Below are 22,218 nucleotides of genomic sequence, written 5' to 3' on the forward strand. Positions count from 1 at the left end.
GTTCCTGAATACGGGACCTGTTAATTTTCGCCAGCGCCACCTATAGAAGATCATCCTAAGTTGCATCCAGGTCTCCGAGACTAGCAGAGCATCTGTATATCAGTATATGGTTCAAACTATTTGCTCAGAACGTACTCTCAGTATCACCAGACTACAAGGGGACTTCCCGTTTTGCTGACCGATATTAATGCAGATCGTACAGCGATAGTTCACGATCTCTCCGGGACGTAGTGAACTACCTCATTCACAACGTCCGTGCGTCATCATCAACAACGCTTGCGAATGAAACGTTGTCCCGAACTTGATCAATCTTGACAGTAACTTCCTCACCGGGCTGCGCACCGGGGATGATCACAACATATCCGTGCTCAACTTTAGCAATACCATCTCCTTGATCGCCGATCGACTCAACTGATACGGTGCGGATTTCGTTTTCTGTTACTGGAGGCTTTGACTGAGTCGATGTTTTCCCGTCAGGTGTGCCTGAGTTCTGAGAAGTCTCGCCGCTCGAACCAATAGTTGGTGTAGTGAGTAACGCGACTCGATACGTTTGTTCGGGGCTGAGGTCGCCACGTTCGATTTCGGATGCAGGGACGGACACAACGTACTTTTCGTCTTGCTCCTCGATATGAGCGCTGTATACCGTGTTGAGCGAGTCTGAAATTTCGACCATAACTAGTCTTTATGCTCTATGTAATTAATTCCCACACACTGCTCTCCAACCGTTTGATATATGATATGATCTGTATGAGTAAACAGCCTCGGGCGCGGTGGCCCGAGGCTTTTGTTGGTTCCCTCAGCCGTGCGCTAGCACTCCCTGCTCGGCAAGCGAGCGGGATGAGGTTGGGCGGCTTACGCGCCCCGACCCGGACAGACGCACCAACCTGACCTGCGGTTGGGTTTTGTGAGTCCGGTGATTCTCATTGTTTCCGTCGAGTTTCGCCGTCTCGCGCCACGCGATATTCACCGACGCATTCCGGTCAGCGTGGTCTTGCACCACGTCACATTCGACATTCGTACACCGGAACCGCCGTCCCTGCCGATACCCACGCTCACCACAGCACGAACACGTCTTCGAGTTGTAGTACGCGTCCACCGTATCCGTAGGAATCTCCCGCCACGTCGCCTTGTACGAGACGAATTTCTCGAACTTGTGGAATGGGAGTTTGTGCAACCGGCGGTTCATGTACGAACCGTATTGCATTTGGTCACGGATACCGCTCATATCCTCGAACACGATGACCGGGTTCGGGAACTGCTCTGCGAACTCCACGACAGCACGAGAGAGTCGGTGGAGTACCCATTCGGTGAATCGCTCTTCCCTGTCACCGAGCCTGTGGTGGATGCTCGTCTTACCGTGTTCTTGACAGCGAGTGGTGATGGTGTGGTAGCGTTGGCGTTCCTGTTTGACTCGTCCGTAGTCGAGGACGAGTGTACCTTTCGTCCGCATCGTGTCGCGGTCAAGGGCGGTGAGTGCGACGTTGCGCTCGTTAATGTCTACAGCGACTACGGTATCAGCGGTGTCGGGTTCGGGCACGTCGAACCCGCGTGTGACCGTGGCGTGTAGGATAGTACGTGAGAGATGTTTTGGAGTTTGAGTGTGAAATAAGAACGATGAGCAACGATCGCCGAAAAGAGGTCGTTCGCCACTTGACCGATGAAGAACTCGATCGATTGCTCTCCGAGGCGGACGATCCGAAGGTCGTCCGCCGTCTCGTCTTCATCAAGAATCTGTACAAAGGGGACACGCTCAAGCAAGCTGCTGACCGGGTCGGGAAGTCAGAAGGAACAGCTACGCGCTGGGCACGTCGCTGGAATGAAGGTGGACTTGGCCAATTGACGCCGAACTTCGGGGACGGACGTCCCCCGAAGCTCGGCGAAGACGAGCAAGAACAACTGCTTAAAATCCTTCGTGACGGTCAGCCCTGGAAACCACAGGAGATTCAGCACATCCTCAACGAGGAATTCGACGTCGAATACCACCCTGATTATCTGAGTTCGTTCTTGCGCGATCTCGGGTTATCGTATTCGATTCCCCGGACGAGACGTCCTTCACGACCAGATGACGCTGAAGACATCCTCGACGAGCGCCTGGACCAGGCGCTCGCCGAGGACCAAGGCGAAGAGCCACACAACAAGGAAGAAGGCGATGAGGACGGCGGCTGGACGGTGGACGACGATGTCTGTACGGATGGTGGTACTGTCGTCGGATTTTTCGACGCATCACATCCCCAACCGTGGGACAATTCCCACCGGATGTGGTACGTCGATGATCCGCATATCGACCGACCGCTGGTTCGGATCGATGAACCAGCGGTCGGGTTCTATGCACTCAACGGCCAGAGCGTGGTCAGTTTCCCTGAAGATCAGACGAAAGAACGGATTTGCGAGTGTCTCGAAGGGATACGCGAGCAGAATCCCGGCAAGCGGATTCTGCTCGTGTTAGATAATCTGTTCTCGCACACGTGCGAGCACACGCGCAAGCGTGCCCATCAACTTGGAATCGACCTCGTGTTCCTGCCGGTTGGGTCGCCTGATCTCAATCCAATCGAGCAGGTCTGGAAACAGTTGAAATGGGAACTCTCACCGCTAATTGTCGAGAGTGCGGAGGAGTTCCGCACTCTCTTGAGTGATGTTTTCGAGCAGCTGACTAACCGCGTGAGCTTTGCGAAAAACTGGGTCGCAGAGTTCCTTAATCTCCAGAAATTATCCTGAGTACTAGGTCAGGTGTTCGGAATGTGCATCAGCGAGCGATGAGCGTCAATTTACTACACCGATGGGTGAAATGAAAAGTGAGAGCTGTCTGTTCAACTCCGCACTCGAAGACCGCTATCGTTCATTCCTGGTGTGATTCACTCGAAAATAGAATGGGTGAGCAGAGATATCTCTCACAAGTCGGCGTTCCGCCGCCGCGGAACGCCTACGTCACAGGTGCCTCCTTGCGGACGACATTCAGGAATGTCCGCGCAGGCACGCGTGGTTTCAGTCGCTGGTCAATGTCGAGGCTGACCTGCACCAGCAGGTCAACGAGCAACCACATATCGTACAGAATCACTGCAAAGCCGAAGTAGAACACTCGAACGGCGGTGTTTCGTGAAGTCGTCCACGCGAGGAAGTCCTTGATCGACTTGTAGCTGTTCTCTATTCCCCATCGGCGGGCGTACCGCCGCATCACGCGGCGGGTACGCCCCCGCGCCTTCTTTGTCGCGTCACTTACCGAGAGGTTCGTCACGAACGTCACCGTTGCATCTTCCTTCCGATCCGAGGGAACCCCGACCAGCGTCGGGGTGACCGTTACACTGCCACCCACGATGGTTCCTTCCATCTCGTGATTCTGTTTAACGCCGACGTCGTGGTCTATGTCCTGTACAAACCGCTTGACTGGGTCATCCGAGGATTTTCGGATGAGATAGCAGAGGCCCGCCTCTTCGACCGCGTGGATCACGCCGACGCCGTCGAATTCGGCGTCGGCGTAGACCGTCCCAATCGAAACAGAGTCACTCGCTATTTCGAGCAGTTGCTCAACGAGAACTCGCCGAGGGATGTAGCCGCGGAGCGGCCGCATCCCGAGCGTGAACTTCACTTCTTCCCCAACGATCGAGACAGTCGCCATTTTGTAACACCACGAGTACGATTTGCTCGGTGGTGCGCCTGTACTCATCTGGAACTCGTCACGATCACCGTAGTAGGCGATATAGGTGATATCGATCGCCACATCGACGTGGCGATCGATCGAATAGTATTGCTCAGCAGCCCACATCATCGTTCCAATCGCTCCGTTGACCATCGAGGCGATCTCGATCGCCTCGAGTTGCTTGATGTAGTGGAGATGCGTATCACCGTCAGGACCGCCGTTTTCGCGGGTTGTTTCCTCGTCGAAGATCCGGCTTCCCTGGTTGGCAGCAGTCCCGGTCAATCCGAGGTAGCTCTGGAGATCGAGGAACGCGGTATCATCATACCGCGTTCCGTCGTCCGGTCGATCGAGGTCAATCGCTGGAAACACGATCTGACAGAGGGCCTCCGTAACGTCCTTTGCTTTGCCTGTGACGTAGCGTTGTTCCGAGCGGTTGGAAAGGTCGCTCTTGTCTTCAGGGGTAAGCGCACGCAGTCCGAGCGGGTTGCCCATCTCGTGGGCAACCACGAGGATACATTCAGCAGATGTTCGGATAAAAGCTTGAAGCCGGTTGGGGAACCGGTCGCGCCAGGCGCGACCGAGTGTGGTCCGAGCCGGTGCAGCTTTGTCCCCAGCGAAGTGGTCGGGATCAAAGCCGAGCGTGCTGGCACGCTCGGCAGTCGCGAGGTAGTCGTGGAGTTCTGTCGTCGTGAAGCCGGCGAGCTCCTTGCAATAGAACGCTCGTACCATCGACTCGTAGCTGTAGTGAGCGTTCCATTCGGTTTTCCCAACTTCGTAGACTGCAGTCTCACTGAAGTCAAACCCACGGACCACAGTCAGAAGGTCCGTGTCTTTGTGAATCAATTCCTCGGCCTGTTGTTCGAGTCTGCTGATCGCAGACTCGAACTGGGATGTCGTTTGAGACATCGCTTTACAGTTGGCCAGCAATCGGAGTCAGTCACCCGCCTCGTGCACAGAATCTGTCGTTCCGAACTCCTGACTAGGTACACGCCATCGCAGTACAGGAGTTCGGCCTGCCCCACATCCACCTCATCCGACGTGAGGGCGTCCCGAAGTTCGTCCATTGCGTCTGGTTCACCACGCAGGTGTCCTTTCACCTTCTTGTAGGGTTGCGGGCTGATGCGGACGTGGACGCGGTTCGTATCGTCGTCCACGGTGAGGCGTAGCCTTCCGTGTGCGCCATCACGAGTGGGTACGCACCAGATTTGTCCGTACTTGGCGGCGTCGGCTTGCCGCCATCAGGGTCATCTTGTTCGCGCCACCACTCTTTGAGTGACTGGTAGGAGTCCCACGTTTGGAGGGCTTTGCCGACAACCGCGCACTTGTTGTTCCGCAAGAAGTCGTCGCGGTCAACCTCGTTCTGTATCTCGGTGCGATTGTACCCGCGTTGTTTGAGGCGGGTGGTGTCGTTGAATATCTCGCGTGAGGCGAGGCGGGCGTCGTGAAGCCACGACCATTCACCAGACGCTACGTGAAGGCGCGTCTGAATCGTCTTCGTGGCTTTTTCACCCATACTTTGACAATCGTTCCAGACCATCATAAATATTAGGTATTAGGGATGGAAGAGTACCGCTGTCACGCGTATTCGGTTAGTTCTTGCAAGTATCACTTCGTGTGGTGTCCCAAGTACCGCCACCCGGTTCTCAACGTGGTTGAAGATGATGTGCGAGAGTTGTTTGGTGAGACTGCCGACCACTTGGGGCACAAGGTTCTCGCCTTGGAGATTGCGGACGACCACGTACACCTGTTCGTGCAAACGGACCCGAAGCACAGTCCCGCAGAAATCGCTCGGCAATTCAAGTCGTACTCTGGCAAGCACCTACTGGAACGGTATCCCGAGGTTCGGGAGGCGTATTTCTGGGGTGGTGGATTCTGAAAGGTTGGGTACTACGTGGGGACGACGGGTGCGGTGTCGGAAGAAGTGTTGAACGGTATATCGAGGAGACAGAACACTAGGCCGAGTGTCGGGCTTCACCCCCGACCCCGGTGGGTCGGAGAACTCGCCCTCGTAGGTGTTTAGACTGAAAAAGCCGCCAATCAACAGTCGTATTTCGGGTTCCAGTTAAGACGTCTCCAGCGCATAGAGTCGCCGTCGAGCATCTGCTGGGTCTGGACGTGATACGAGAAGGTCCGCTTGAGAAAGGTGTCCTAATGCATATCGTGTTGTTGATTCGGCCAAGTCCGTCTGCTCACAGATTGACTGTAGGGTTAAGGGGCTGCTCTCATCAAGTGCTTGGTATACGTGTTGGGCACTAGGTGGCAGGTCTGCTGGCTGCGACACGTCACTCTAGACCCCCGTTAGCAACATCAAACACAGAAGCGAGAGATTCTCGCATCGCTTGGCGCCGATGCTGACGCCGATGGGACTCCGAAAGGTAGTTTTCCCGGACGACCGCTGCAGACGCTGATCCCTGTTCGTCGGCGATATCCTCGAGTTGTCCTAACAGTTCGGAGACCGCGCTCTGATAGCTTGCATACCAGAAGCGTCGGCCCATCTTCGCTTTGGGGAGCTGGCCGTGAACAGAAACATTAGCGTCAGCTGCGAGACGTTTGAATCGCCGGCGTACTGTGTCCACGTGGATGTGTCCTGATGCAGAGCGATTAGATGGAAAGAGATAGCCATCCCATCCCTCGCGCTGTGTGAGCTCGTCGATACGGCTGGCTAGGGCCTCAACACCAACGAGTAGTGCGACTGTCCCAGGGCCGTTCTTTCGGCTGTCATCAAAGTTGAGGTGGGGGTCATTGGCTTCGAGATTGATTTGGGAAGTATGTAGCTCAGCGACTTCACTGGGGCGTAGTCCCCAGCCGGCAAGTGCGATTGTGATGAGTCGCTCTTCAGCTGTGTCGGCAACCTGGTAGATTGCGTGCACTTGTTCAGCTGTCAGCGCTGCATTGTCTGGTTCTTCTCGTTCCCAGCCGAATTCCTCGGTGGCTCCCTCCAGTGGGTTATACTGCGCTCGGCCACGGCGCATTAGGAAGTTATACCAGTCCTGGGCGACGCGAAGATACTCCAGTTTGCTGCGATCAGTGCCGAGGTCTGCATCGAAAACGTCCAACACAGCAAGCGCGCGTTCGATTTCGGCAACGCGTTCACTGGGGGCAGCTACTGCTTCGAGTAAGTCCTCGCGACCGTGAAGGCGCTGATACACGCGCACGTACTTTTTGAGGCGGTGCCGACGTGTTTCAACCGTGCTATCGGCCATCCGACCCCTGGTCCGGAGACTCTGAAGATAGCTTTCGGCTGCATCAACAGTCGCATCTGCAGCTCCTCCCCACGTATCTGTGGGGTCTGTGTCCGATTCGAGGTGAAGTACCTCAGTACAGAACTCGTTGAGGGTCCGATCGTGATGCTCACGTAGCGCGTAGGTAATCCCTGAGTAGCCCAGCTCTGTCAATTGCTGATAGGTGGGTACGACATCAGGATCGTGTTCTAATTGGCGGCGGAGGTCAGGGGCGATCTCAGTCCAGTAGAACTCTGCAAGCTCTTGCTCGGACATCTGACTCCAATTTATTTGCTCAGACACGGCTCTCACACCACAGAAGGCTGGTTCCTTCATTTGGGGGTGATTTTAGCGCTGGCATTCTGATGTGATAGCGTCTTTCTTCTGCCTACTTTATATTTTTGCTAATGCCAGTGTGTCGTCCACACACTCGCAATAAGTAATATATCGCCAATACAGAGGGACTAGGCTATAAATCATATAGTGATATATCAAATATGTCCGTTTTTGCGTCTCCTGAGACCGCAGAAACGTTGCCCGAAGCTTTCGTCGTCTGCTTCAATCAGCTAATCTGAACAATGCCCAACTTGTGTTGGTACGAGACAGTCGTTGTCGACTCATCGTCGGTTTCCCCGAAGTTTGTCGCGTCTGGTCCCACAGACTACTGTTCGGCTAATCGATCCCAGAGTATGTATCCGACTGCAAATCCAACCACCCCGAGTACCGCGAGGACGCCCGAGAATAGATCACGAGACGGGGAGACTGGAGGCGCTGGTGTCTCTGGCGTCCCCGTCACATATCTGTGCGCGTGCGTCTCCTTGACTTCGATCATCATTCTGACGCCTTCGGTTTCCTTTGCCATCTCGGGGTGGCCGACCGGCCAATATACGACCTCAGCATAGAGGGGGTGCTCGCCGGTGCGCCTGCTGTAAACCGTCATCGAGCGCGACTCATTTTACCCGAGCTTGATCACGAACCGCTCACTGATGGGCCCCTCTGGAGTGTTGTTGCTCTGCTCGAACCATCCGTGTTCGGTTAAGACGGCAAATCAAGAGACTGGGCTCGATTGATATGGCTATCGTTGTAGACCGCGTGGGGAAAGAATGTGTTCAAGACGCTCTCCCCGGATCTCATACGACGGCGGCTGACTTCCCTGTTTCCTGCCGGGCTTATCGAAGACATCGCGCGCTAGTACCTAGCGTAACTTCTGGAGGTATCCGCCGAGACACTCGTCGATCCACGAGGCTGCGAAACTCAGCCGAATTGTAAGTTGCTCAAAGAGCTCAGTGAGGAGAGCGCGGTATTCTGCCGCGCGCTCCACAATTGGCGGTGAGGCTTCCCATTTCAGCTGTTTCCAGACCTGCTCGATTGGGTCGAGATCCGGAGAGCCAACTGGGAGAAACACGAGATCGATGCCGAGTTGGTGGGCTCGCCTACGCGTGTACTCGCACACGTGCGAAGAGAAGTTGTCCAAGACGAGCAGAATCCGCTGACCCGGATTCTGCTCGCGGACCCCTTCGAGACACTCGCAAATCCGCTCTTTCGTCTGATCTTCAGGGAAGCTGACGACGCTCCTCGGAGCGTTAATTTTCGCCAGTCCAAAGCGTCGCATCGAGTGCCTGGTTCAACTGTTTCACCCGATCTAGCGCGGCGTCGTCGTTCGATTCGGCATACTTGTACAGACCAAGCGATGACTGGTAGACTGCGTGTCGATCGTGATGGCCCACCGTGCCAGCGTGCTCACGACTGTCCCTGCTTGATCCTGTGTTATCAACGGAAACCGCGTACAGGGCTCCGTCGTCGTTCCCGATGTACGCAACGCCATCAGTAACCGTCGGCGAGGATCGGAACTGCTTGGCGCCCTCCGGCTTGAATACCCACTGTCGTTCCCCGGAGTCGAGCCCGATTGCGTGAACCTGTCCGACATCTCCGACGTACACGCAGTCGTCGACGATGGCCGGCGCACTCTGAATTCCCATTAGTCCCTCATATTTCCAGAGCACTCCCTGGAGATCAGATTGAATGCGCGCAGCGTATATTCGTCCGAAATAGTTGCCGAACACGACCGTTTCTCCGACAGTTGTGAGCGGCGAGAGGGCTGTCATCGCTCCCAACCCATCGACCGGCGCATCACCTTCCAGCCGTGCGACTTCCTCGCCGGTGTCGCGTACGAGACCGTAGATGGTTCCGGAACGGTCGCCGACGTATATTTCAGTTTGTGATGTAGCCGGTGGCGTTCGGAGTTCTTCATCCGTGACGAACCGCCACTCAATGTCGCCACTGGGCGCCGCAAGTGCCGTCAGCGTCCCGTCGGTACTCCCCACGAACACCGTGTTGTCAACGACTAATGGGGACGCCAGGATGCTCCCATCGAGATCAACGGACCACACCGGGTCCCTTCGTTGGAGGTCGATTGCAGACACCTGCCCACTGTTACTAGCTGCGAACAGCGTCAAATTGTATATAACGGGGCTACCGGTGATGCTCCCATCGGTTTCATACTGCCATCGGCAGGTTCCGGTCTCGGTGTCAACAGCATAGATGGAGCCATCGTCGCTTCCAACGTAGACAGTCCTCCCGAAGACAGTTGGAGACCCCCGAATGGGACCGTCAGTCTGGAGTGTCCAGTGCTGTTCGCCCGTTCGTCGGTCAACCGCATATAATCTGCCGTCGTTGCTGCCCACGTATACTGTGTCGTCGTACACGGTCGGCGAGGAGCGGATTTTACCGTCGGTTTCGAACCGCCATTGCTCGGTCGGAGGCTCCGACTCTGTCGGCATACCGGTGACAAGCACAGGCATCGAAAAGAAACGTAGCGGTCGGTTACACCAGATGGCAACGGGAGAGGGGCTACTTACACGCAGGTTCAACTTCTGTCAGCTTGAAATGGTTGCGACGCGGCGATGCAGGTTGCAGAGCAGTACAGGGTTAGAGCCCGAGCGCCCTCACTGCGTCGGCCGAGACCGTTACGCCCGAGTTACTATAGGTGACTGTCTCACCAGTCACCGACTGGATGAGTTCAGCTACCTCGCGATAGTAACTCGCCGATCGCGATGTCTGAATCCGGCGCGTGGCTTTGTTCGGATACTCAATCGCTCGCTCTGCAACGAGAAGTTCAACAAAACCTGTACGAACGGAAAGAAGGGCCGAGTCAAGCCAGTCGGGAAGCGCTGTCACTGAATCAGCTGTTTTCTCTCCAAGCGGCGCACCAGCTGCGACCATGGCCCGGCCAAGCATACTTGGGTGTGTACCTGGCCAAAACTCTTCTGCCCGTTCATCGTCTTCGACGCGGATCCCGACGCCGGCGCTTTTGAGTGCCGCTTCTAATCGGGAGCGTCCGATTGCAGTCGCAGGCGTCCAACTCGGAGACATTGCTGCCTCTTGGACCGATCCACAGACGAAGATGCCGGCTACCAGTTGCGACAGACCTTCCGTCGTTTCGGTCCACCCCTCGTCAAGCCATCCCAGTTTCGAGGCGAGTTCGATAGCGTAGACAGCGTCCGGTTTCGACCCGTTGAGCCAAGGTCGAACACGGCCGCGTGGAAGACTCAGTTCACGAGCAACGCGCGTACTACTGGCGTCCGGTCCGTAGCGCATTACCTCCCGATATTGCTTGACAATCTCGTATGGATCGGCGACAGACGGATGAGAGTACGTCCGTGCAATTGCCTTCTCGTCAATGATGACTCCCATCCTCGAAAAATGACCGCGGTAGTATCTAGTTCGGTGCGGTGCTCTCAGAGAGGGTCGCAGAATTCTCGCCGTTTTCGGAGGTCCAGACGACACTGACGGTCTGTCCGCTCCACGTTTCACCGTCTAATCCGTATTGAGCAGTCGTCCCTGCGGACACCGTACCCTTCTCATCGAAGTACGTGGAATTACTCGCATTCCAGGATCCCGTGCCCGTAGTTGCGTTCAGGTTCTCGCCTGGGATCGAATCGCCGTTACTGTGCGTGATCGTTACGTTGTAATCATCAGTGTAGTCGAAGCTGAAACTTGCTTGCGGCGAGGTCTGTTGGACCTCACTGCCGAGGTTCAGCACGAAGGTGCCGATAACAGCGGCGAGAATCACAGTTATGGCGACCATCAGGATAACCCCAATAACTGGCGAGACAGCCGAATCGTCCTTGAAGAGGTTCCTTATTTGCATTTTGAATATTGGTAGTGATTAGTTCGGCGCAGTGCTCTCCGACAGTGTCGCAGAGGTTTCACCGTTCTCGGAAGTCCAAACAACGCGGACTGTTTCTCCGCTCCAAGACGCGCTATCGTGGACGTACGTCGCAGTATCACCTGCGCTTATCGTAGTCGCTGTCTCGGTGAAGTTCTGCGTTTGACCGTCGTCCCAGCTAACTTCACTTGCAGTTGCCTCTAATTGAGCCGACTCAATTGAGTCGCCGTTCTGGTGGGTGATGTTGACCGAGGTATCATTCCCATACTCGAAGTCGAAACTCGCCTGCGGCGAGGTCTGTTGAACACTCGATCCGAGGTTCAACACGAATGATCCGATGACGGCAGCGAGGATCACGGTTATGGCAACCATCAGGATAACCCCGATGACGGGCGACACTGCTGAATCGTCTGCGAATAGTTTTTTCAGTTTCATAGTGTGCGACAACCACGCCACCCTCATCTCCCCCGCGAGAGTGTCGTGTGTCCTCTAATTTTCCAAAGGCTCCCCTCTTAAAACTAATCACCTGTGTATCAGATCTGATAACCAATCACACGATTGTGCATACTATAATGAGATGGAAAGTAGCCCGGTCGGGATGGGGAGTGGACCGGGCTGGGCGGCATCGTGGTGTCGCACTGAACCTCACCAAGAGGTTCGGTGGTAATTGAGCGACTGATGATTTAGGTCTATCGACACGTTATCCAAATCGATACTACCGAACCCCGCTATCTTCGTGATTTATGTCATCGCTCTCGGGTAAGTTACTTGCCGTGCCTCCGCCCGTGGAGCTGCTTTTCGACTTCGTCACTACTGGTCGCATCCACGGCTACCGCAACGAGGTCGTCGTGATGCTGTTCGATGACATCCGTTAGCTGGCGTGCGGTTCTGAGTTTGTATCGAACTTCTGGATCATCGACTTCCGCTGTCGCGTCCGCAAGGAGGGCGTCGATTGCATCGACGGGTGTGTCCGCCATATCGGGTCCTAGTCTGCGCCATAAAATAACATTTGGAAAACACGCTCATTCGTGAGTGAGGACACACAGTGCTGCGGTTTGACGCAATAACTGTCCCGAGACGGCCTAAGCTCAGCTCTTAGGTGTCGCGAACACTCGGTGGCAGAAACCGCGGCTCGTCACTCTCACCGTCATCGTACCACAGGACGTCGTCGCCGGCCTCGGTCCCATAGCGGGCGGCGATCTCGCTGGGGATCGTGATCGTGTAACTGCCGTTGGCCTCTTGGACGGCACGCGTGTCCGCGAACAACTCCGTGAGGGGCTCCGACATATCCTGTTCCTCGTGTGGAACCCACTTGATCCCTGTTAAGACAGTAATCCCCCAGGGCATCCAATGGGTCTGTAATAGACTCTCCAGTGATTCTCCGATTTCATAGTCTTTGCCTCCTGTTGTGGGTGTATGCTGCTTTCCACCAGCATTCCCACGGACCGACTACGAGTAGGTGATTCGCGATGATGGGTTGTGCCCGATTGCAGGACGGAGGGTGAAGCTTCCGCCTCACGGTTCCAGCACGGATGATCGAGGCGTGCGGGCTCGTGGCCAAAGAGACCGAAGATGCGTCCGTCGCAGAATCGGAACTCATCGTCGACGATCCGATGGTGCTGCTCGAACTCGACGAGTCAGAGGGAATGCTCACAGCGCAACTCCCCGAGCCGCCGGGGGATCCTCCCGAACCTGAAGCTGCAGAACCGACGCTGACCGACGTCGAACGGAAAGTCCTCGAGCAGGCCGACAGCCAGGCGGACTGATGCGCACGGAGATTCCGGTCCCGATTCAGAGTCTCCCGGAGTATGGCTTGCGACTATCATCTTTGCGTTCGTTCACGATTTCGCCCATCCAGACCTCGTCGTCGAGGATGATCTCCCAGAGGTCCTCGTAGAATTCCTCGTCCTGCTTTTCGGAACCGAGGGCGGCGGGCGTTTGCCCGCGGAGCTCCGCTAGACTGTAGCCTGAAATGCTCTCCATCGTGGGATTGGCGTACGTGATCGTCCCATCCGCGTCAGTGACGAGAATCGCGTGACCGGCGTGCTCCATCGCCGTGTAGAGGTCCTGCAACTTCTGCTGCTGGCGGGCGATCGTCACACAGCTATTGATCCGGGTGGCCAGCAGTTCGTATCTGGTCTCGCCGGTGTCTTTTTCTAGGTAGTCGTCGGCCCCGAGTTGGATCGCGCGGCTGGCAACCTCCTCGGACCCTTGCCCGGCGAACATCACGAAGAGAAGGTCGGGATACCGACCCTTCACCGCCTCCAGGAACTCCAATCCGTCCATCTCCGGCATCGCGTAGTCGCTGACGACACAGCTTATCTTGGATTCGCTGTCGAGCCGGCCGAGAGCATCTTTCGCGCTCGTTTCGGTGTACACCTCGAACCCGAACTCCCGCTCGAGATAGGTCGCGACGATGTCGGCGAACGCGTCGTCGTCCTCAACGAACAGCACCGTAATTGTCGTCTCGGTCGACCCAATATCGACAGACTGTACATCGGCTTCGAGCTGGGTCCGTTGTGACATCATTGTTCTAAGAGCACAAACAAATCTGACCGACCGGAAGACGCCCCCCACAGCGCCGCGGACGTTTCTTGGTTACGATAGACATACCTGGATCCATTCATATAATTCCGTTTGAAAATTATTGATTTTGACACTGGTGCTGTCGTTGCCGCCCGTCATCGAAGCGTTCGATCTACCGACACTGATCACATAACTGAGGCCTGTCGCGGGGGATTCTCTGCGTTTGCGTCGTCTGATCGTTGGTCGCTCAGCGGTCGTTCTTCCCTCAAATGCCACCTAATAACAAAATTATATATGTTCTTCATCAAATCTGTTTACTAATATCAATGGCGCAGGTTGCTATGATGGGACACACTACCTTCCTCGCGGCCGCTCCGGTTCCGCTCGTGGTTTAGACGAACCGCGCTCAACTTCAGAACTCCCACACGTATATGAGAACGATACCGAATGCAAGTCTGCGGTTGAAGGCGGGGCTCCACCTCCTCGTCGTGGTGTTGATTTTCGTGGGCTATCTCGGCGGTTCGTTATGGCTTATGAGACAGCCTACGTACGGGAACGACACGCTGCGACTGTTCTCGATTGGCAGTGCCGTCGCGGGTATCTTTGGACTGGCACTGCTCTATGTATTGATCGACAAACACATCATCCAACCGCTCGTCCAGTTGATTCAGGACATCCAACAGGTCGCGCGTGGCGACTTCGACACGTCGATCACCGTGTATGAATCTGCCGACGAGGTCGGGGCGCTTTCCCGGTCGGCCCGTGAGATGAAGAGCCAACTCGTCGCCAGGATTCACGAGGCAGAACGATTCGAGCAGGGGATCAACTACGCTGGACACGCGATATACATCACCGACGCCGACGGTGTCATTGAATATGTGAACCCTTCGTTCGAGGATATTACGAAGTACAGTGCTGCGGAGGCTATCGGACAGACGCCCAGCATCCTGAAATCGGGGCAGCAATCTGAATCGTACTACGACGAACTGTGGGGCACCATCCTCGACGGCGACGTGTGGGAAGACAAAGAGATCATCAACCGACGGAAAAACGGCGAACTGTTCTACGCTGATGAGACGATCGCCCCGATTACTGATCGCAACGACGAGTTGGTCGGATTTGTCGCGACGATGATCGATCGAACCGAACAGCAGATCCATCAACAACAGACCCAGGCGCTGAGCCGAGTGCTTCGACACAATCTCCGTACTCGTCTTAACCTCATCGATGGGTACGCCAGCGAGATACTCGCTGCAGACGACCCGTCAACGTGTATCGACTACGCCCAAGACATCCGTACACAAGCACGCCGGATGGTCGAATTGGGAAACAAAGCGAACCAGACGGTTAAGAAAGTCGCGGATACGGTCCAAGAAGACGCGGTGAGTGTCTCTGAAACCATTGAGTCGGTCGCTGCGGCGCAACGGCGCCGATTCCCCGAGGCGACAATCAAAACAGACGTGCCACCATCGCAGCTCGCCGTCGTCGTCGACATCGAAACGGTTCTGGAAGAACTCGTCGAAAACGCACTTGAGCACAACGATCAGGCCAGACCCAAGGTGACGATTCGGGTTTCGAATCAGCGGGCCGACTCAACGGCACCGACTGTCCGGATCACCATCGAAGACAACGGCCCGGGGATCCCGCGGAACGAACGGCGAGTTCTTCGAGAAGGGGAGGAAACGCCGCTCTTGCACGGAAGCGGGCTCGGCCTCTGGATGGTTTACTGGATCGTCACTCGTGGCGGTGGGGACATTTCGATCGAGGAGCGCGATTCGCGTGGGACACGCGTAATCCTTCGTCTCCCGCAACAATCAGCGGCAACCCCTCACGACACCTGCGAGCATTGACGAGCACCCGAACGTCCTGTCACTACCCGGCTGCTACACAAGGTATGGTAGTCGAACGGCAGTCAGCTTTCCAGCGAGATCAGTTCTGCAATCCAGAGGTCTGTGGAACAGGCAACTGTACGCTGAAACAAGTTGTCGACGAGGGCCAAGACGAGATCCGCGTCGAAGTCGAAAAGGAAAGCTACGATGGGCGAGTCATCCCGACCGAACTCGTCGTGCGCCCGATCCACGATGCGGTTGGCGACGTCGTCGCAATCAGCGAGACGTTCCGTGATATCCCCGACCGGAAGGCGGCAACCCGGAGCATGAAATCAGCTGTCGACGAGGTCAAAGTCTCCTCAGAAGAGATCGCTGAGAGCTCCCAGGATATCAGCGATCAGGCGATACAACAACTAGAGTCGATCACGAACGTCTCTCAGGAGGTTTCCTCACTGAGCGCCACCGTTGAGGAAACGCGGCGACAGCCGACGAAGTAGAATCGATCAGCGAAGAGGCTCGCAGCAAGGCCGAAGCGGGTGAGGAAAAGGCCGAAGACACGATCGAGATGATGGATGAGATCGAAGCCGCCGCTGATGGCGTGACGAGCGACATTCAGGCGCTCAACGAGAGTATCCAAGAAATCGACGAGCTCGTCGACATCATCAACGATATCGCTGATCAGACGAACCTGCTCGCGCTGAATGCCTCGATCGAAGCCGCGCGCGTCGGGGGAGCTGGCGATGGCTTTGCTGTCGTTGCTGATGAGGTCAAAAGTCTCGCGAACGAGCCACAGGAGCGCGCGGTCGAAATCGAAGCGATCGTTGCTGATGTGCGAGCACAGACAACGAGGCTGTTGACAACCTCGAAGCGACAAACGACGTCGTACAGGACGGCGCCGCGGAAGTCCAACGCTCAAGTGAAACGTTCAAAGACATTGCCAACGTCGTCGAGGAAGCCTCGGACGGGGTCGCTGAAGTAGCGGACGCCACGGATGATCAAGCGATCAGCACCGATCAGATTGCCAGTCTGGTAGATGAGACTGCCGAAGACTTCGAGAGGGTAACCGACGAGGCCGAATCGATCACTGCAGCGAACGAAGAACTGACGTCACGAATTCAAGAGGTGAGCCGGGAAGTAGACGAGCTGAACGCTCTGGATGTCCAGAGCCAGCTGTGACAATTTACTCGTCCGTCCGACGCGCTCAGAAGTGAGGGCAAACACTGGAGTTGCCTCTGCGGATCAGTTGTTGGCAATGTGATCGGCGGTAGTGGTTCTGTTGAAAGACTTCGAACGGTACTCTCCTGACAGAGTCATAGCCAGTACAGCGGACTGTTTCTCAATTGGTTCCAATCGGATACAAAATTAAGACGAACCAATAAGAACCGAAGTGAGGGGGGGTGGTTGATAGTTCTGCGTGTCACACGCTCCAGTCCCCCTCCACTTCCATTGGAAATCAGTCACTCTGCTTGAATGACTCCCCATTCTCCCCATTCATTCTCACAGTTTTCACAGAGATGCCCAGTAAATCCATCAACATTGTGATGAGAGACAGAAGTATCCTTTCCGCATTGTTCACACTTCATAGAGGGCGGTTTGAGAGAATCATACAACGCTCTTCCGTAGGAGATTGTTGATACCGTTACTATGCTGGTTCCGTTGAGCGATATCAACCAGTGAAGTACCTCGGGGGACAAGCCCCGAGGCTTCACCGTTTTGTCCAGACCATCCAGAAACGGACGGATGGACGCAGGCGAATTTAATTTCCCTCGACCTGCCCGAGATGGGTCGGCTGGAATTCACACCCGAACGTGCGATGCGTCCGTGAGGGTCGGCGGCTCCACCCCGCCCGACAACTCCCGTCGCACCGCGCCAAAGACGCGGGTTTTGAGAGGAGTCGCATTTCCAAATTGTCTCAGTCAGCGTTGGGTTAAGGTCTTTAACCCGTCTTTGTGGGTTTCTGACTGTATCAACTGTACGAACCGTGATTTGGTTAATCTTTCGACGGCCTTCACCCTCGCGGTCAAGCCCCGAGGCACTCGGCCTGCTCCGCCTGTAGAACAACTCCAACCCAATAATTCACCTTGGCACATCAAGCGAGAAACCACAAGACAGCGGCCCATCAACAATATATCTATAAGTTTATATATTAAAAATAGTATTATCAGATATCTGTCACTACAGGATACCTTTGATCCAGCCGATCAATGTTGACCAGAGCCTGCTGTATTTGATGCTGTTCATAAGCCCGTTACCAGACACCTGAATGTCGCCAGACTCGTATGCATCTACAGCAGCGGTCATCGAATCGTCTGCATCGACGATCTCGTTAACTGTTGACTTGGGCAAAGCTATTTCTGCGTCTGCCGAATTTTGATCCTCCAGTTTGTAACGCTTGATATTGCCTGTAGGGCTAGTTTTTAGCCACCGCTTGGTAACTTGTTTCCCATCTGAGTCTTCGATTCGTATATTGAAAGAATCTCCAGCGAAACGGTCAAAGAGAGCATTTGGAACACTAGAACGGATATCGCCGATCGACTGATTGAACAATACGATAGCTGCTGGGAATGGATGGTAGCCGCTACCTTGTACGTACCCCAGTAGAGTTTTGAGTGATGTTCTAAACGCGGAGGCTGTATCAAGTACAAACTTGGCGTTCTCCTTCACGCGCTTGGCAGCCCGTTTACCGTCGGGATGATTCCCATACGGAGATGGGTTAATATTCGCCCATTGGGCGATCCGTGAGACGTCGCTGAGATCGTCAAGATCGCCGAGGTCTGCAGATGGACTGACAAGGTCATCTAGATCCTTGATTAGTGTCTCTATTAAGCCGGCTAGCCGTGAGAGATTCCCTTGTGATGGATTTTCAACACATCTCTGTGCCCGCTGGTTGACCTTGTCGAAGCCATCGGCGATGTTCTGGACTTCGGTGGCGGCCTCATCCATTGCCGAACCAAAGTCTCCACTAGGATCGCTCCCAGTATATGGTTCTGGTCCAAGCCTCGAGACAGTCCGGAAACCGGTGTCTTTGCCGACTTCGTCGTACCAAGAAAGCGTCTGTTTCAACTCAACTGCCTGTCCGACGAGTCCCGGCAAGAGCATCGTAACTGATGGCATAACACTGTCGACAAGGTGGCCTCCCAACTCCTTGTTTGAGGGCGGGTCAAACAGCGGAACAAATTCCTCAAACGCCCACTTCCCTGTGGTGGCAAACTTTGAGATATAGCGAGCTTGTTCGGTTTCAAATTCGGATTTTTTGCTTGTCGATATCGCGTGAACGTTCTTAGTTCCCTCCAACGCAAGTGCGCCAGCAGTTGTAGTTGCCCCACAGGCTTGGAGAAACGATCGTCTTGTATACTGTCTCATCAAGCAGGACATTCATATAGGATAACATCAACGTTGTGCACTCTGGTGAGGAGTGCAATAGTTGATCAGCCCGTCAACGCCAGCCGTATCCCCACTCTTCCAGTTTTGCTAATACAAGCTCGGGGTTTTCCTGTGCAACAGCCATCGCCGCCTCGGTGACGTCTGTCTTGTAGACATCCTCTCCGAGCTCGTTTTCTATTTCCGTTCGAAGATCATCAATGCCGTCCTCAATATGTTCTCGGAGGAACACCGGACGCTGTGTCCGTCCGTCTTTCACTCCGTCTCGTGAGTGTATGTACGGAAGGGAACGCTGCTGCGTGGGTGGGCGTTCATCGCCTTGTGCGAGGTTAGGGGCTTCTGAATCGTCGGTCGTGTGGTGGGTCTGCGGAGTCGGATCCGACTCTTCTTGTGGGCCTTTTCCAGACTGGGTGTCTGCAGGCGAGTCGGTTTCAGTTTGTTCATCACCAGTTGACTCGTCTGCAAACGGGTCGTCAGCAGAACCTTGCTTCATGCTTCCACCGCCTTGGCCTTCCGAATATGCATAGCGAGGTCATCGAACTTTGCCAGTGTGTCCAGTTCGTGCTCACGTTCGCGATCGCGATGTTCTTCCACGTAGGTGAATGCAGTACACTGCTCTGCCCAACAGCCTTCCAAAAGCGACGACCGCTCACGGAATTTGATCGGGATCTCCCAGCCGTCGCGTTCTAACTTATCTAAGAACCGATCCTGATCGTTCATTCCCTTGTATCGGTTCGGGACAACCGCAAGGACACCGACTTCGATGCCGAGTTGCTCTTCGAGTCCCCCGACGAGTTGATCCAGCCCTTGGACTGATTCGTAGCCTTTCCCACTCGGCTCGAATGGAATGACGAGATGTCTCGTGGCGTGGATTGCATTATGCAGTTTAATGTCAGCGCTCGCTGGTGGGTCCACGATTAGTGTATCATAGTCGTTGTGGACGCCAGCTTCTCGTAGCACTCGGAGTAATTGTTTGTTCGGATTCCACGATTCCCCAAAGTCCGCGGCTTCTTCCTCACGTCGTCGGAGGTGCTTTGAGGCGTACTCGAGAATATTGTGTGCCGGAACGATGTCGATACCCTCACTTGTTTTGATGAGGTCTCGGAAATCACCTCGCGGACGATCAATCATATGCCGGAGGAGACTGTCCGCTTGGTCGTTGTTCCGATCCTCGGAAACATCGAGCAGGTGCGAGAGTGACGCCTCTTGTGTATCGAGATCTACGACGAGTACGTCTCTATCTGCACGCACTTCTGCCTTCGCGAGGTTTGCAGCTAGTGTTGTCTTTCCCACACCACCGGCCTCTGAATAGACGGTATACGCGAGCATATCCGTGTAGTCAATCTACTCAGCTATAAAACTAAGTCAGACAAGTCAGCTAAGCTGGCTAGGTGAGTTAGCTGGCTGAGTCAGCTGGCTTAGCTGGCGAGCCGACCTAACTCACTTACTCAGATGAGGACGATAGCTGGACGGTACTGCAAAAACAGCTAGCTAATCGCCTTTGGCGCTTTGAGGGTGGGTGGGGTAGCTGATTCGAAGATTAGTTGACTCTGATAGACTGATCGCACTTTGGACAAGTCCACCACGCAGTCAGTGCCGGATCACTCACAACAGCGACCGAAACACTGTGTGGCTCTGGGGTCGCCTTACAGTGTGGGCATTCCGTTGTCGTCAGCAAAGCCTCAGCTCCGATAGCAGCGGCCTGTACTGACTCTTCCTCAGCCGAGTTCTGTAGTACCCGGAGCGTAGGGAGTGCTTCCTGTCTACCAAGCCGACCAAGAGCCCAGCAGACATTTCGCTGAGTGGGTGCGTGGTCTGTTGTGAGCAGTTCCTGCAGCCGCTCTGCTGCAGGGTCGACTACACCAGGGGCGACTCGGACAATTCGAGCGAGGACCGAGGTTGCATTATAGCGCGCATATGTGTCATCGTCATCAAGTAGTTCGTGAGCACGATCTGCATACGGTAGCACCTTCTCAGGATACGTCTCCGCCAAATCAGCCAGTACACCGAGCCCATTACTTCGGATCTGAGGATCTTCTTGCGTTGTCCAGTCAGCAAATGTCGGGATGGCAGCCACCGCTACATCTGGGCGTGCTTTAGCCAGGTATCCGATCGCCGCCGATGATGGTATGGGATGAGACCGCTGTTCGACGAACTCCAGTAAGATGTCAGACAGCGGCGTCACGTATTCAGGATCTGTCTGTGCCAAGGTTAATACTACATCTAGAGTAGCACGCTGCTCAGACGTCGATCCATCTCTGAGCATCGTCTCAAGAACCGGGAGTGCATCAAGAATGAGCTGTGGGTGTTCACTACCAAGCAAATCGAGCCCATTGAGGGCGGCTGTTCGGTCTCGATTCGCATCCTCGGTTAGCGTTTTCAGGAGTAAGGAGAAGACGTGCTCAGCCACATCTTCACCTTCGAAAGGGGCGACAAGGAGCAGCGATGCAAGTTTCTCAAGGATTTCTGGATGCGTCGATTGAACTTCACTTACAGCAGTCCAAATATTGTCTGGGATTGGCTCATCAATGGCTGAAAGCACTTCGAGCGCAGCATCTGTAGTTAGTTCTTGCTCACTCCTTAGTCCGGTTCGAATGCCCGCCCACAGAGCATCAGTGGGTAGTGCTCCCGTCAGCTCTGGGTTCTCTACAAGGAGCGCGAGTGCTGGCGCCACGGCATCACTATACAGTCGATCAGTAATCGCTGTCTGATCGCCAGTCTCAAAGAGGTCCGTACCGGCACATCTGAGGATTGCTTGTTCGAGTAACTCAAAAGACCGCGGTGGAGTGTCTGTGTAAGCGTATACCCACTGCTGGTCTGTACCAACGCAGAGCCCTATTGAGGTTGCCTCAAGCGAGTCCCGTGTATCAAGATATGTGTGCTTGAGGTCACCAAATCCAGACGAGTACACGCGGTTGAAGAGATCAGAGACAACATCTGAATCGATAGCGAAGAGATATTGACCGTCATACACGCAATTCTCGCGCGTATGGATCGCAATATGACCGGTCTCATAGACAATGGTAAACGAGAGCGGCTGCTCATCACTCGGTCCGCTGTAGCGTCGGAGTGATGTCAGTTCAGATTCGAGATGCTTTTTCGAAGGAAGCGTAACCGTTTCTGCGTCTGCAGCGATCGTCTTTAATGTCTCATATTCGTCGGCAGGTGGAAGGATAGTAGCCATCTGATATGGGGTTTTCATCTTCATCATCAGCGAATACTCGTCCCGTGGGTGCAGTGCTGGCCGATCAATCACTTGGCGACCAACTTGGGAGTGCTCTGTAAGCCGGTGAAACTCACGACCAATCATCAGAGGGTCTGGTTTGGGGACAGGCGATGACTGAGGGCCGTCCTCAGAGTCCTCAGAGTCCTTTGAAATAGGAGCTCCGTTGTGGAGCTTTCTGTCAATGACGAAGGTTTCTTTGTCACTATCGAAGTGGCCGATTGAGGTCACCATCA

Annotated in this window: 21 protein-coding genes and 4 pseudogenes; 6 read left to right on the top strand and 19 right to left on the bottom strand. The window is 54.9% G+C overall.

The genetic code is table 11. The features are described 5' to 3' along the window. Window positions 1–244: 244 nt before the first annotated feature. Window positions 245–673, bottom strand: coding sequence for a TRAM domain-containing protein (locus NO362_RS13955; RefSeq protein WP_256546677.1), 429 nt, complete (start codon window positions 671–673; stop codon window positions 245–247). A gap of 123 nt (window positions 674–796) precedes the next feature. Continuing rightward, window positions 797–1,567 (bottom strand): annotated as a pseudogene (locus NO362_RS13960) (RNA-guided endonuclease TnpB family protein); the annotation flags it as partial. 47 nt (window positions 1,568–1,614) lie between these two features. Between NO362_RS13960 and NO362_RS13965 the strand changes: the two are divergent. Beyond that, complete coding sequence (locus tag NO362_RS13965) at window positions 1,615–2,715, top strand: IS630 family transposase (protein ID WP_256546678.1); 1,101 nt, start codon at window positions 1,615–1,617, stop codon at window positions 2,713–2,715. A 205-nt stretch (window positions 2,716–2,920) separates the two neighbouring features. Here NO362_RS13965 and NO362_RS13970 read toward each other — a convergent pair whose 3' ends face one another. Both NO362_RS13970 and NO362_RS13975 read right to left on the bottom strand, forming a co-directional pair. Continuing rightward, window positions 2,921–4,540, bottom strand: a complete 1,620-nt coding sequence (locus tag NO362_RS13970) for a transposase (RefSeq protein WP_256545667.1) — start codon at window positions 4,538–4,540, stop codon at window positions 2,921–2,923. Window positions 4,541–4,617: 77 nt separating this feature from the next. Further along, window positions 4,618–5,147: pseudogene (locus NO362_RS13975) on the bottom strand (RNA-guided endonuclease TnpB family protein); the annotation flags it as partial. 45 nt (window positions 5,148–5,192) lie between these two features. Between NO362_RS13975 and tnpA the strand changes: the two are divergent. After that, window positions 5,193–5,590: pseudogene (tnpA, locus tag NO362_RS13980) on the top strand (IS200/IS605 family transposase). A 106-nt stretch (window positions 5,591–5,696) separates the two neighbouring features. Here tnpA and NO362_RS14625 read toward each other — a convergent pair. From NO362_RS14625 to NO362_RS14025, 10 genes and pseudogenes are all read right to left on the bottom strand, one after another. Next, on the bottom strand, window positions 5,697–5,915 hold the full coding sequence (locus NO362_RS14625) for a winged helix DNA-binding protein (RefSeq protein ID WP_369335108.1): 219 nt from the start codon (window positions 5,913–5,915) through the stop codon (window positions 5,697–5,699). Window position 5,916: 1 nt separating this feature from the next. Next, entirely contained in the window at window positions 5,917–7,131 is a 1,215-nt protein-coding gene (locus NO362_RS13985) for a tyrosine-type recombinase/integrase (RefSeq protein ID WP_256546680.1), read from the bottom strand. A gap of 385 nt (window positions 7,132–7,516) precedes the next feature. Further along, window positions 7,517–7,795 (bottom strand): hypothetical protein, encoded by a 279-nt coding sequence (locus tag NO362_RS13990; protein ID WP_256546681.1) that lies wholly within the window; start codon window positions 7,793–7,795, stop codon window positions 7,517–7,519. A gap of 255 nt (window positions 7,796–8,050) precedes the next feature. After that, window positions 8,051–8,428 (bottom strand): annotated as a pseudogene (locus NO362_RS13995) (IS630 family transposase); the annotation flags it as partial. A 10-nt stretch (window positions 8,429–8,438) separates the two neighbouring features. Next, on the bottom strand, window positions 8,439–9,635 hold the full coding sequence (locus NO362_RS14000) for a beta-alanine-activating enzyme beta-propeller domain-containing protein (RefSeq protein WP_256546682.1): 1,197 nt from the start codon (window positions 9,633–9,635) through the stop codon (window positions 8,439–8,441). Window positions 9,636–9,783: 148 nt separating this feature from the next. Then, a complete protein-coding gene (locus NO362_RS14005) occupies window positions 9,784–10,548 on the bottom strand; it encodes a hypothetical protein (protein ID WP_256546683.1) in 765 nt (254 codons plus the stop codon). Window positions 10,549–10,573: 25 nt separating this feature from the next. Continuing rightward, a complete protein-coding gene (locus tag NO362_RS14010) occupies window positions 10,574–11,005 on the bottom strand; it encodes a type IV pilin domain-containing protein (protein WP_256546684.1) in 432 nt (143 codons plus the stop codon). Between the two features lie 18 nt (window positions 11,006–11,023). Next, window positions 11,024–11,458: a type IV pilin domain-containing protein gene (locus NO362_RS14015; RefSeq protein WP_256546685.1), complete on the bottom strand. Its 435-nt coding sequence runs from the start codon at window positions 11,456–11,458 to the stop codon at window positions 11,024–11,026. Window positions 11,459–11,787: 329 nt separating this feature from the next. Further along, window positions 11,788–12,000 carry a hypothetical protein gene (locus tag NO362_RS14020; RefSeq protein ID WP_256546686.1) on the bottom strand — a complete coding sequence of 71 codons (213 nt, stop codon included), beginning with the start codon at window positions 11,998–12,000 and terminating at the stop codon, window positions 11,788–11,790. 118 nt (window positions 12,001–12,118) lie between these two features. Beyond that, complete coding sequence (locus tag NO362_RS14025; protein WP_256546687.1) at window positions 12,119–12,310, bottom strand: AbrB/MazE/SpoVT family DNA-binding domain-containing protein; 192 nt, start codon at window positions 12,308–12,310, stop codon at window positions 12,119–12,121. 245 nt (window positions 12,311–12,555) lie between these two features. Here NO362_RS14025 and NO362_RS14030 point away from each other — a divergent pair, with 245 nt between their 5' ends. Beyond that, window positions 12,556–12,789, top strand: coding sequence for a hypothetical protein (locus tag NO362_RS14030; RefSeq protein ID WP_256546688.1), 234 nt, complete (start codon window positions 12,556–12,558; stop codon window positions 12,787–12,789). 25 nt (window positions 12,790–12,814) lie between these two features. On the opposite strand, the gene NO362_RS14035 is transcribed toward NO362_RS14030, so the two are convergent. Beyond that, window positions 12,815–13,549: a PAS domain-containing response regulator gene (locus tag NO362_RS14035; RefSeq protein WP_256546689.1), complete on the bottom strand. Its 735-nt coding sequence runs from the start codon at window positions 13,547–13,549 to the stop codon at window positions 12,815–12,817. 533 nt (window positions 13,550–14,082) lie between these two features. Here NO362_RS14035 and NO362_RS14040 point away from each other — a divergent pair. The 3 genes from NO362_RS14040 to NO362_RS14050 all read left to right on the top strand — a co-directional run bounded on the left by NO362_RS14040 (window position 14,083) and on the right by NO362_RS14050 (window position 16,357). Further along, the gene (locus tag NO362_RS14040; RefSeq protein ID WP_256546690.1) at window positions 14,083–15,399 is read left to right on the top strand and encodes an ATP-binding protein; all 1,317 of its coding nucleotides are present in this window, start codon (window positions 14,083–14,085) and stop codon (window positions 15,397–15,399) included. 44 nt (window positions 15,400–15,443) lie between these two features. After that, window positions 15,444–15,875 (top strand): PAS domain-containing protein, encoded by a 432-nt coding sequence (locus NO362_RS14045; protein ID WP_256546691.1) that lies wholly within the window; start codon window positions 15,444–15,446, stop codon window positions 15,873–15,875. A 62-nt stretch (window positions 15,876–15,937) separates the two neighbouring features. Then, on the top strand, window positions 15,938–16,357 hold the full coding sequence (locus NO362_RS14050) for a methyl-accepting chemotaxis protein (RefSeq protein WP_256546882.1): 420 nt from the start codon (window positions 15,938–15,940) through the stop codon (window positions 16,355–16,357). 1,196 nt (window positions 16,358–17,553) lie between these two features. Here NO362_RS14050 and NO362_RS14055 read toward each other — a convergent pair. The 4 genes from NO362_RS14055 to NO362_RS14070 form a co-directional block, all read right to left on the bottom strand. Continuing rightward, on the bottom strand, window positions 17,554–18,741 hold the full coding sequence (locus NO362_RS14055; protein WP_256546692.1) for a twin-arginine translocation signal domain-containing protein: 1,188 nt from the start codon (window positions 18,739–18,741) through the stop codon (window positions 17,554–17,556). Window positions 18,742–18,814: 73 nt separating this feature from the next. After that, window positions 18,815–19,252 carry a DUF7970 domain-containing protein gene (locus tag NO362_RS14720; protein ID WP_500683727.1) on the bottom strand — a complete coding sequence of 146 codons (438 nt, stop codon included), beginning with the start codon at window positions 19,250–19,252 and terminating at the stop codon, window positions 18,815–18,817. Then, window positions 19,249–20,088 carry a ParA family protein gene (locus NO362_RS14065; RefSeq protein WP_256546694.1) on the bottom strand — a complete coding sequence of 280 codons (840 nt, stop codon included), beginning with the start codon at window positions 20,086–20,088 and terminating at the stop codon, window positions 19,249–19,251. The genes NO362_RS14720 and NO362_RS14065 overlap by 4 nt, the downstream gene beginning before the upstream one ends. A 211-nt stretch (window positions 20,089–20,299) precedes the next feature. Then, complete coding sequence (locus tag NO362_RS14070; protein ID WP_256546695.1) at window positions 20,300–22,216, bottom strand: HEAT repeat domain-containing protein; 1,917 nt, start codon at window positions 22,214–22,216, stop codon at window positions 20,300–20,302. Between the last annotated feature and the right edge of the window lie 2 nt (window positions 22,217–22,218).

This window comes from Halobellus inordinatus (assembly GCF_024498335.1).
GTDB lineage: Archaea > Halobacteriota > Halobacteria > Halobacteriales > Haloferacaceae > Haloquadratum > Haloquadratum inordinatus.

Bases quoted from the DNA above. Each gene is read 5' to 3' on its own strand.
- NO362_RS14020 (WP_256546686.1), bottom strand. From the start codon at position 12,000: ATGGCGGACACACCCGTCGATGCAATCGACGCCCTCCTTGCGGACGCG.
- NO362_RS14030 (WP_256546688.1), top strand. From the start codon at position 12,556: ATGATCGAGGCGTGCGGGCTCGTGGCCAAAGAGACCGAAGATGCGTCC.
- NO362_RS14025 (WP_256546687.1), bottom strand. From the start codon at position 12,310: ATGTCGGAGCCCCTCACGGAGTTGTTCGCGGACACGCGTGCCGTCCAA.
- NO362_RS13985 (WP_256546680.1), bottom strand. From the start codon at position 7,131: ATGTCCGAGCAAGAGCTTGCAGAGTTCTACTGGACTGAGATCGCCCCT.
- NO362_RS14045 (WP_256546691.1), top strand. From the start codon at position 15,444: ATGGTAGTCGAACGGCAGTCAGCTTTCCAGCGAGATCAGTTCTGCAAT.
- NO362_RS14065 (WP_256546694.1), bottom strand. From the start codon at position 20,088: ATGCTCGCGTATACCGTCTATTCAGAGGCCGGTGGTGTGGGAAAGACA.
- NO362_RS14005 (WP_256546683.1), bottom strand. From the start codon at position 10,548: ATGGGAGTCATCATTGACGAGAAGGCAATTGCACGGACGTACTCTCAT.
- NO362_RS14070 (WP_256546695.1), bottom strand. From the start codon at position 22,216: ATGGTGACCTCAATCGGCCACTTCGATAGTGACAAAGAAACCTTCGTC.
- NO362_RS13990 (WP_256546681.1), bottom strand. From the start codon at position 7,795: ATGACGGTTTACAGCAGGCGCACCGGCGAGCACCCCCTCTATGCTGAG.
- NO362_RS14035 (WP_256546689.1), bottom strand. From the start codon at position 13,549: ATGTCACAACGGACCCAGCTCGAAGCCGATGTACAGTCTGTCGATATT.
- NO362_RS13955 (WP_256546677.1), bottom strand. From the start codon at position 673: ATGGTCGAAATTTCAGACTCGCTCAACACGGTATACAGCGCTCATATC.
- NO362_RS14015 (WP_256546685.1), bottom strand. From the start codon at position 11,458: ATGAAACTGAAAAAACTATTCGCAGACGATTCAGCAGTGTCGCCCGTC.
- NO362_RS13965 (WP_256546678.1), top strand. From the start codon at position 1,615: ATGAGCAACGATCGCCGAAAAGAGGTCGTTCGCCACTTGACCGATGAA.
- NO362_RS14720 (WP_500683727.1), bottom strand. From the start codon at position 19,252: ATGAAGCAAGGTTCTGCTGACGACCCGTTTGCAGACGAGTCAACTGGT.
- NO362_RS14000 (WP_256546682.1), bottom strand. From the start codon at position 9,635: ATGCCGACAGAGTCGGAGCCTCCGACCGAGCAATGGCGGTTCGAAACC.
- NO362_RS14010 (WP_256546684.1), bottom strand. From the start codon at position 11,005: ATGCAAATAAGGAACCTCTTCAAGGACGATTCGGCTGTCTCGCCAGTT.
- NO362_RS14040 (WP_256546690.1), top strand. From the start codon at position 14,083: ATGAGACAGCCTACGTACGGGAACGACACGCTGCGACTGTTCTCGATT.
- NO362_RS13970 (WP_256545667.1), bottom strand. From the start codon at position 4,540: ATGTCTCAAACGACATCCCAGTTCGAGTCTGCGATCAGCAGACTCGAA.
- NO362_RS14055 (WP_256546692.1), bottom strand. From the start codon at position 18,741: ATGAGACAGTATACAAGACGATCGTTTCTCCAAGCCTGTGGGGCAACT.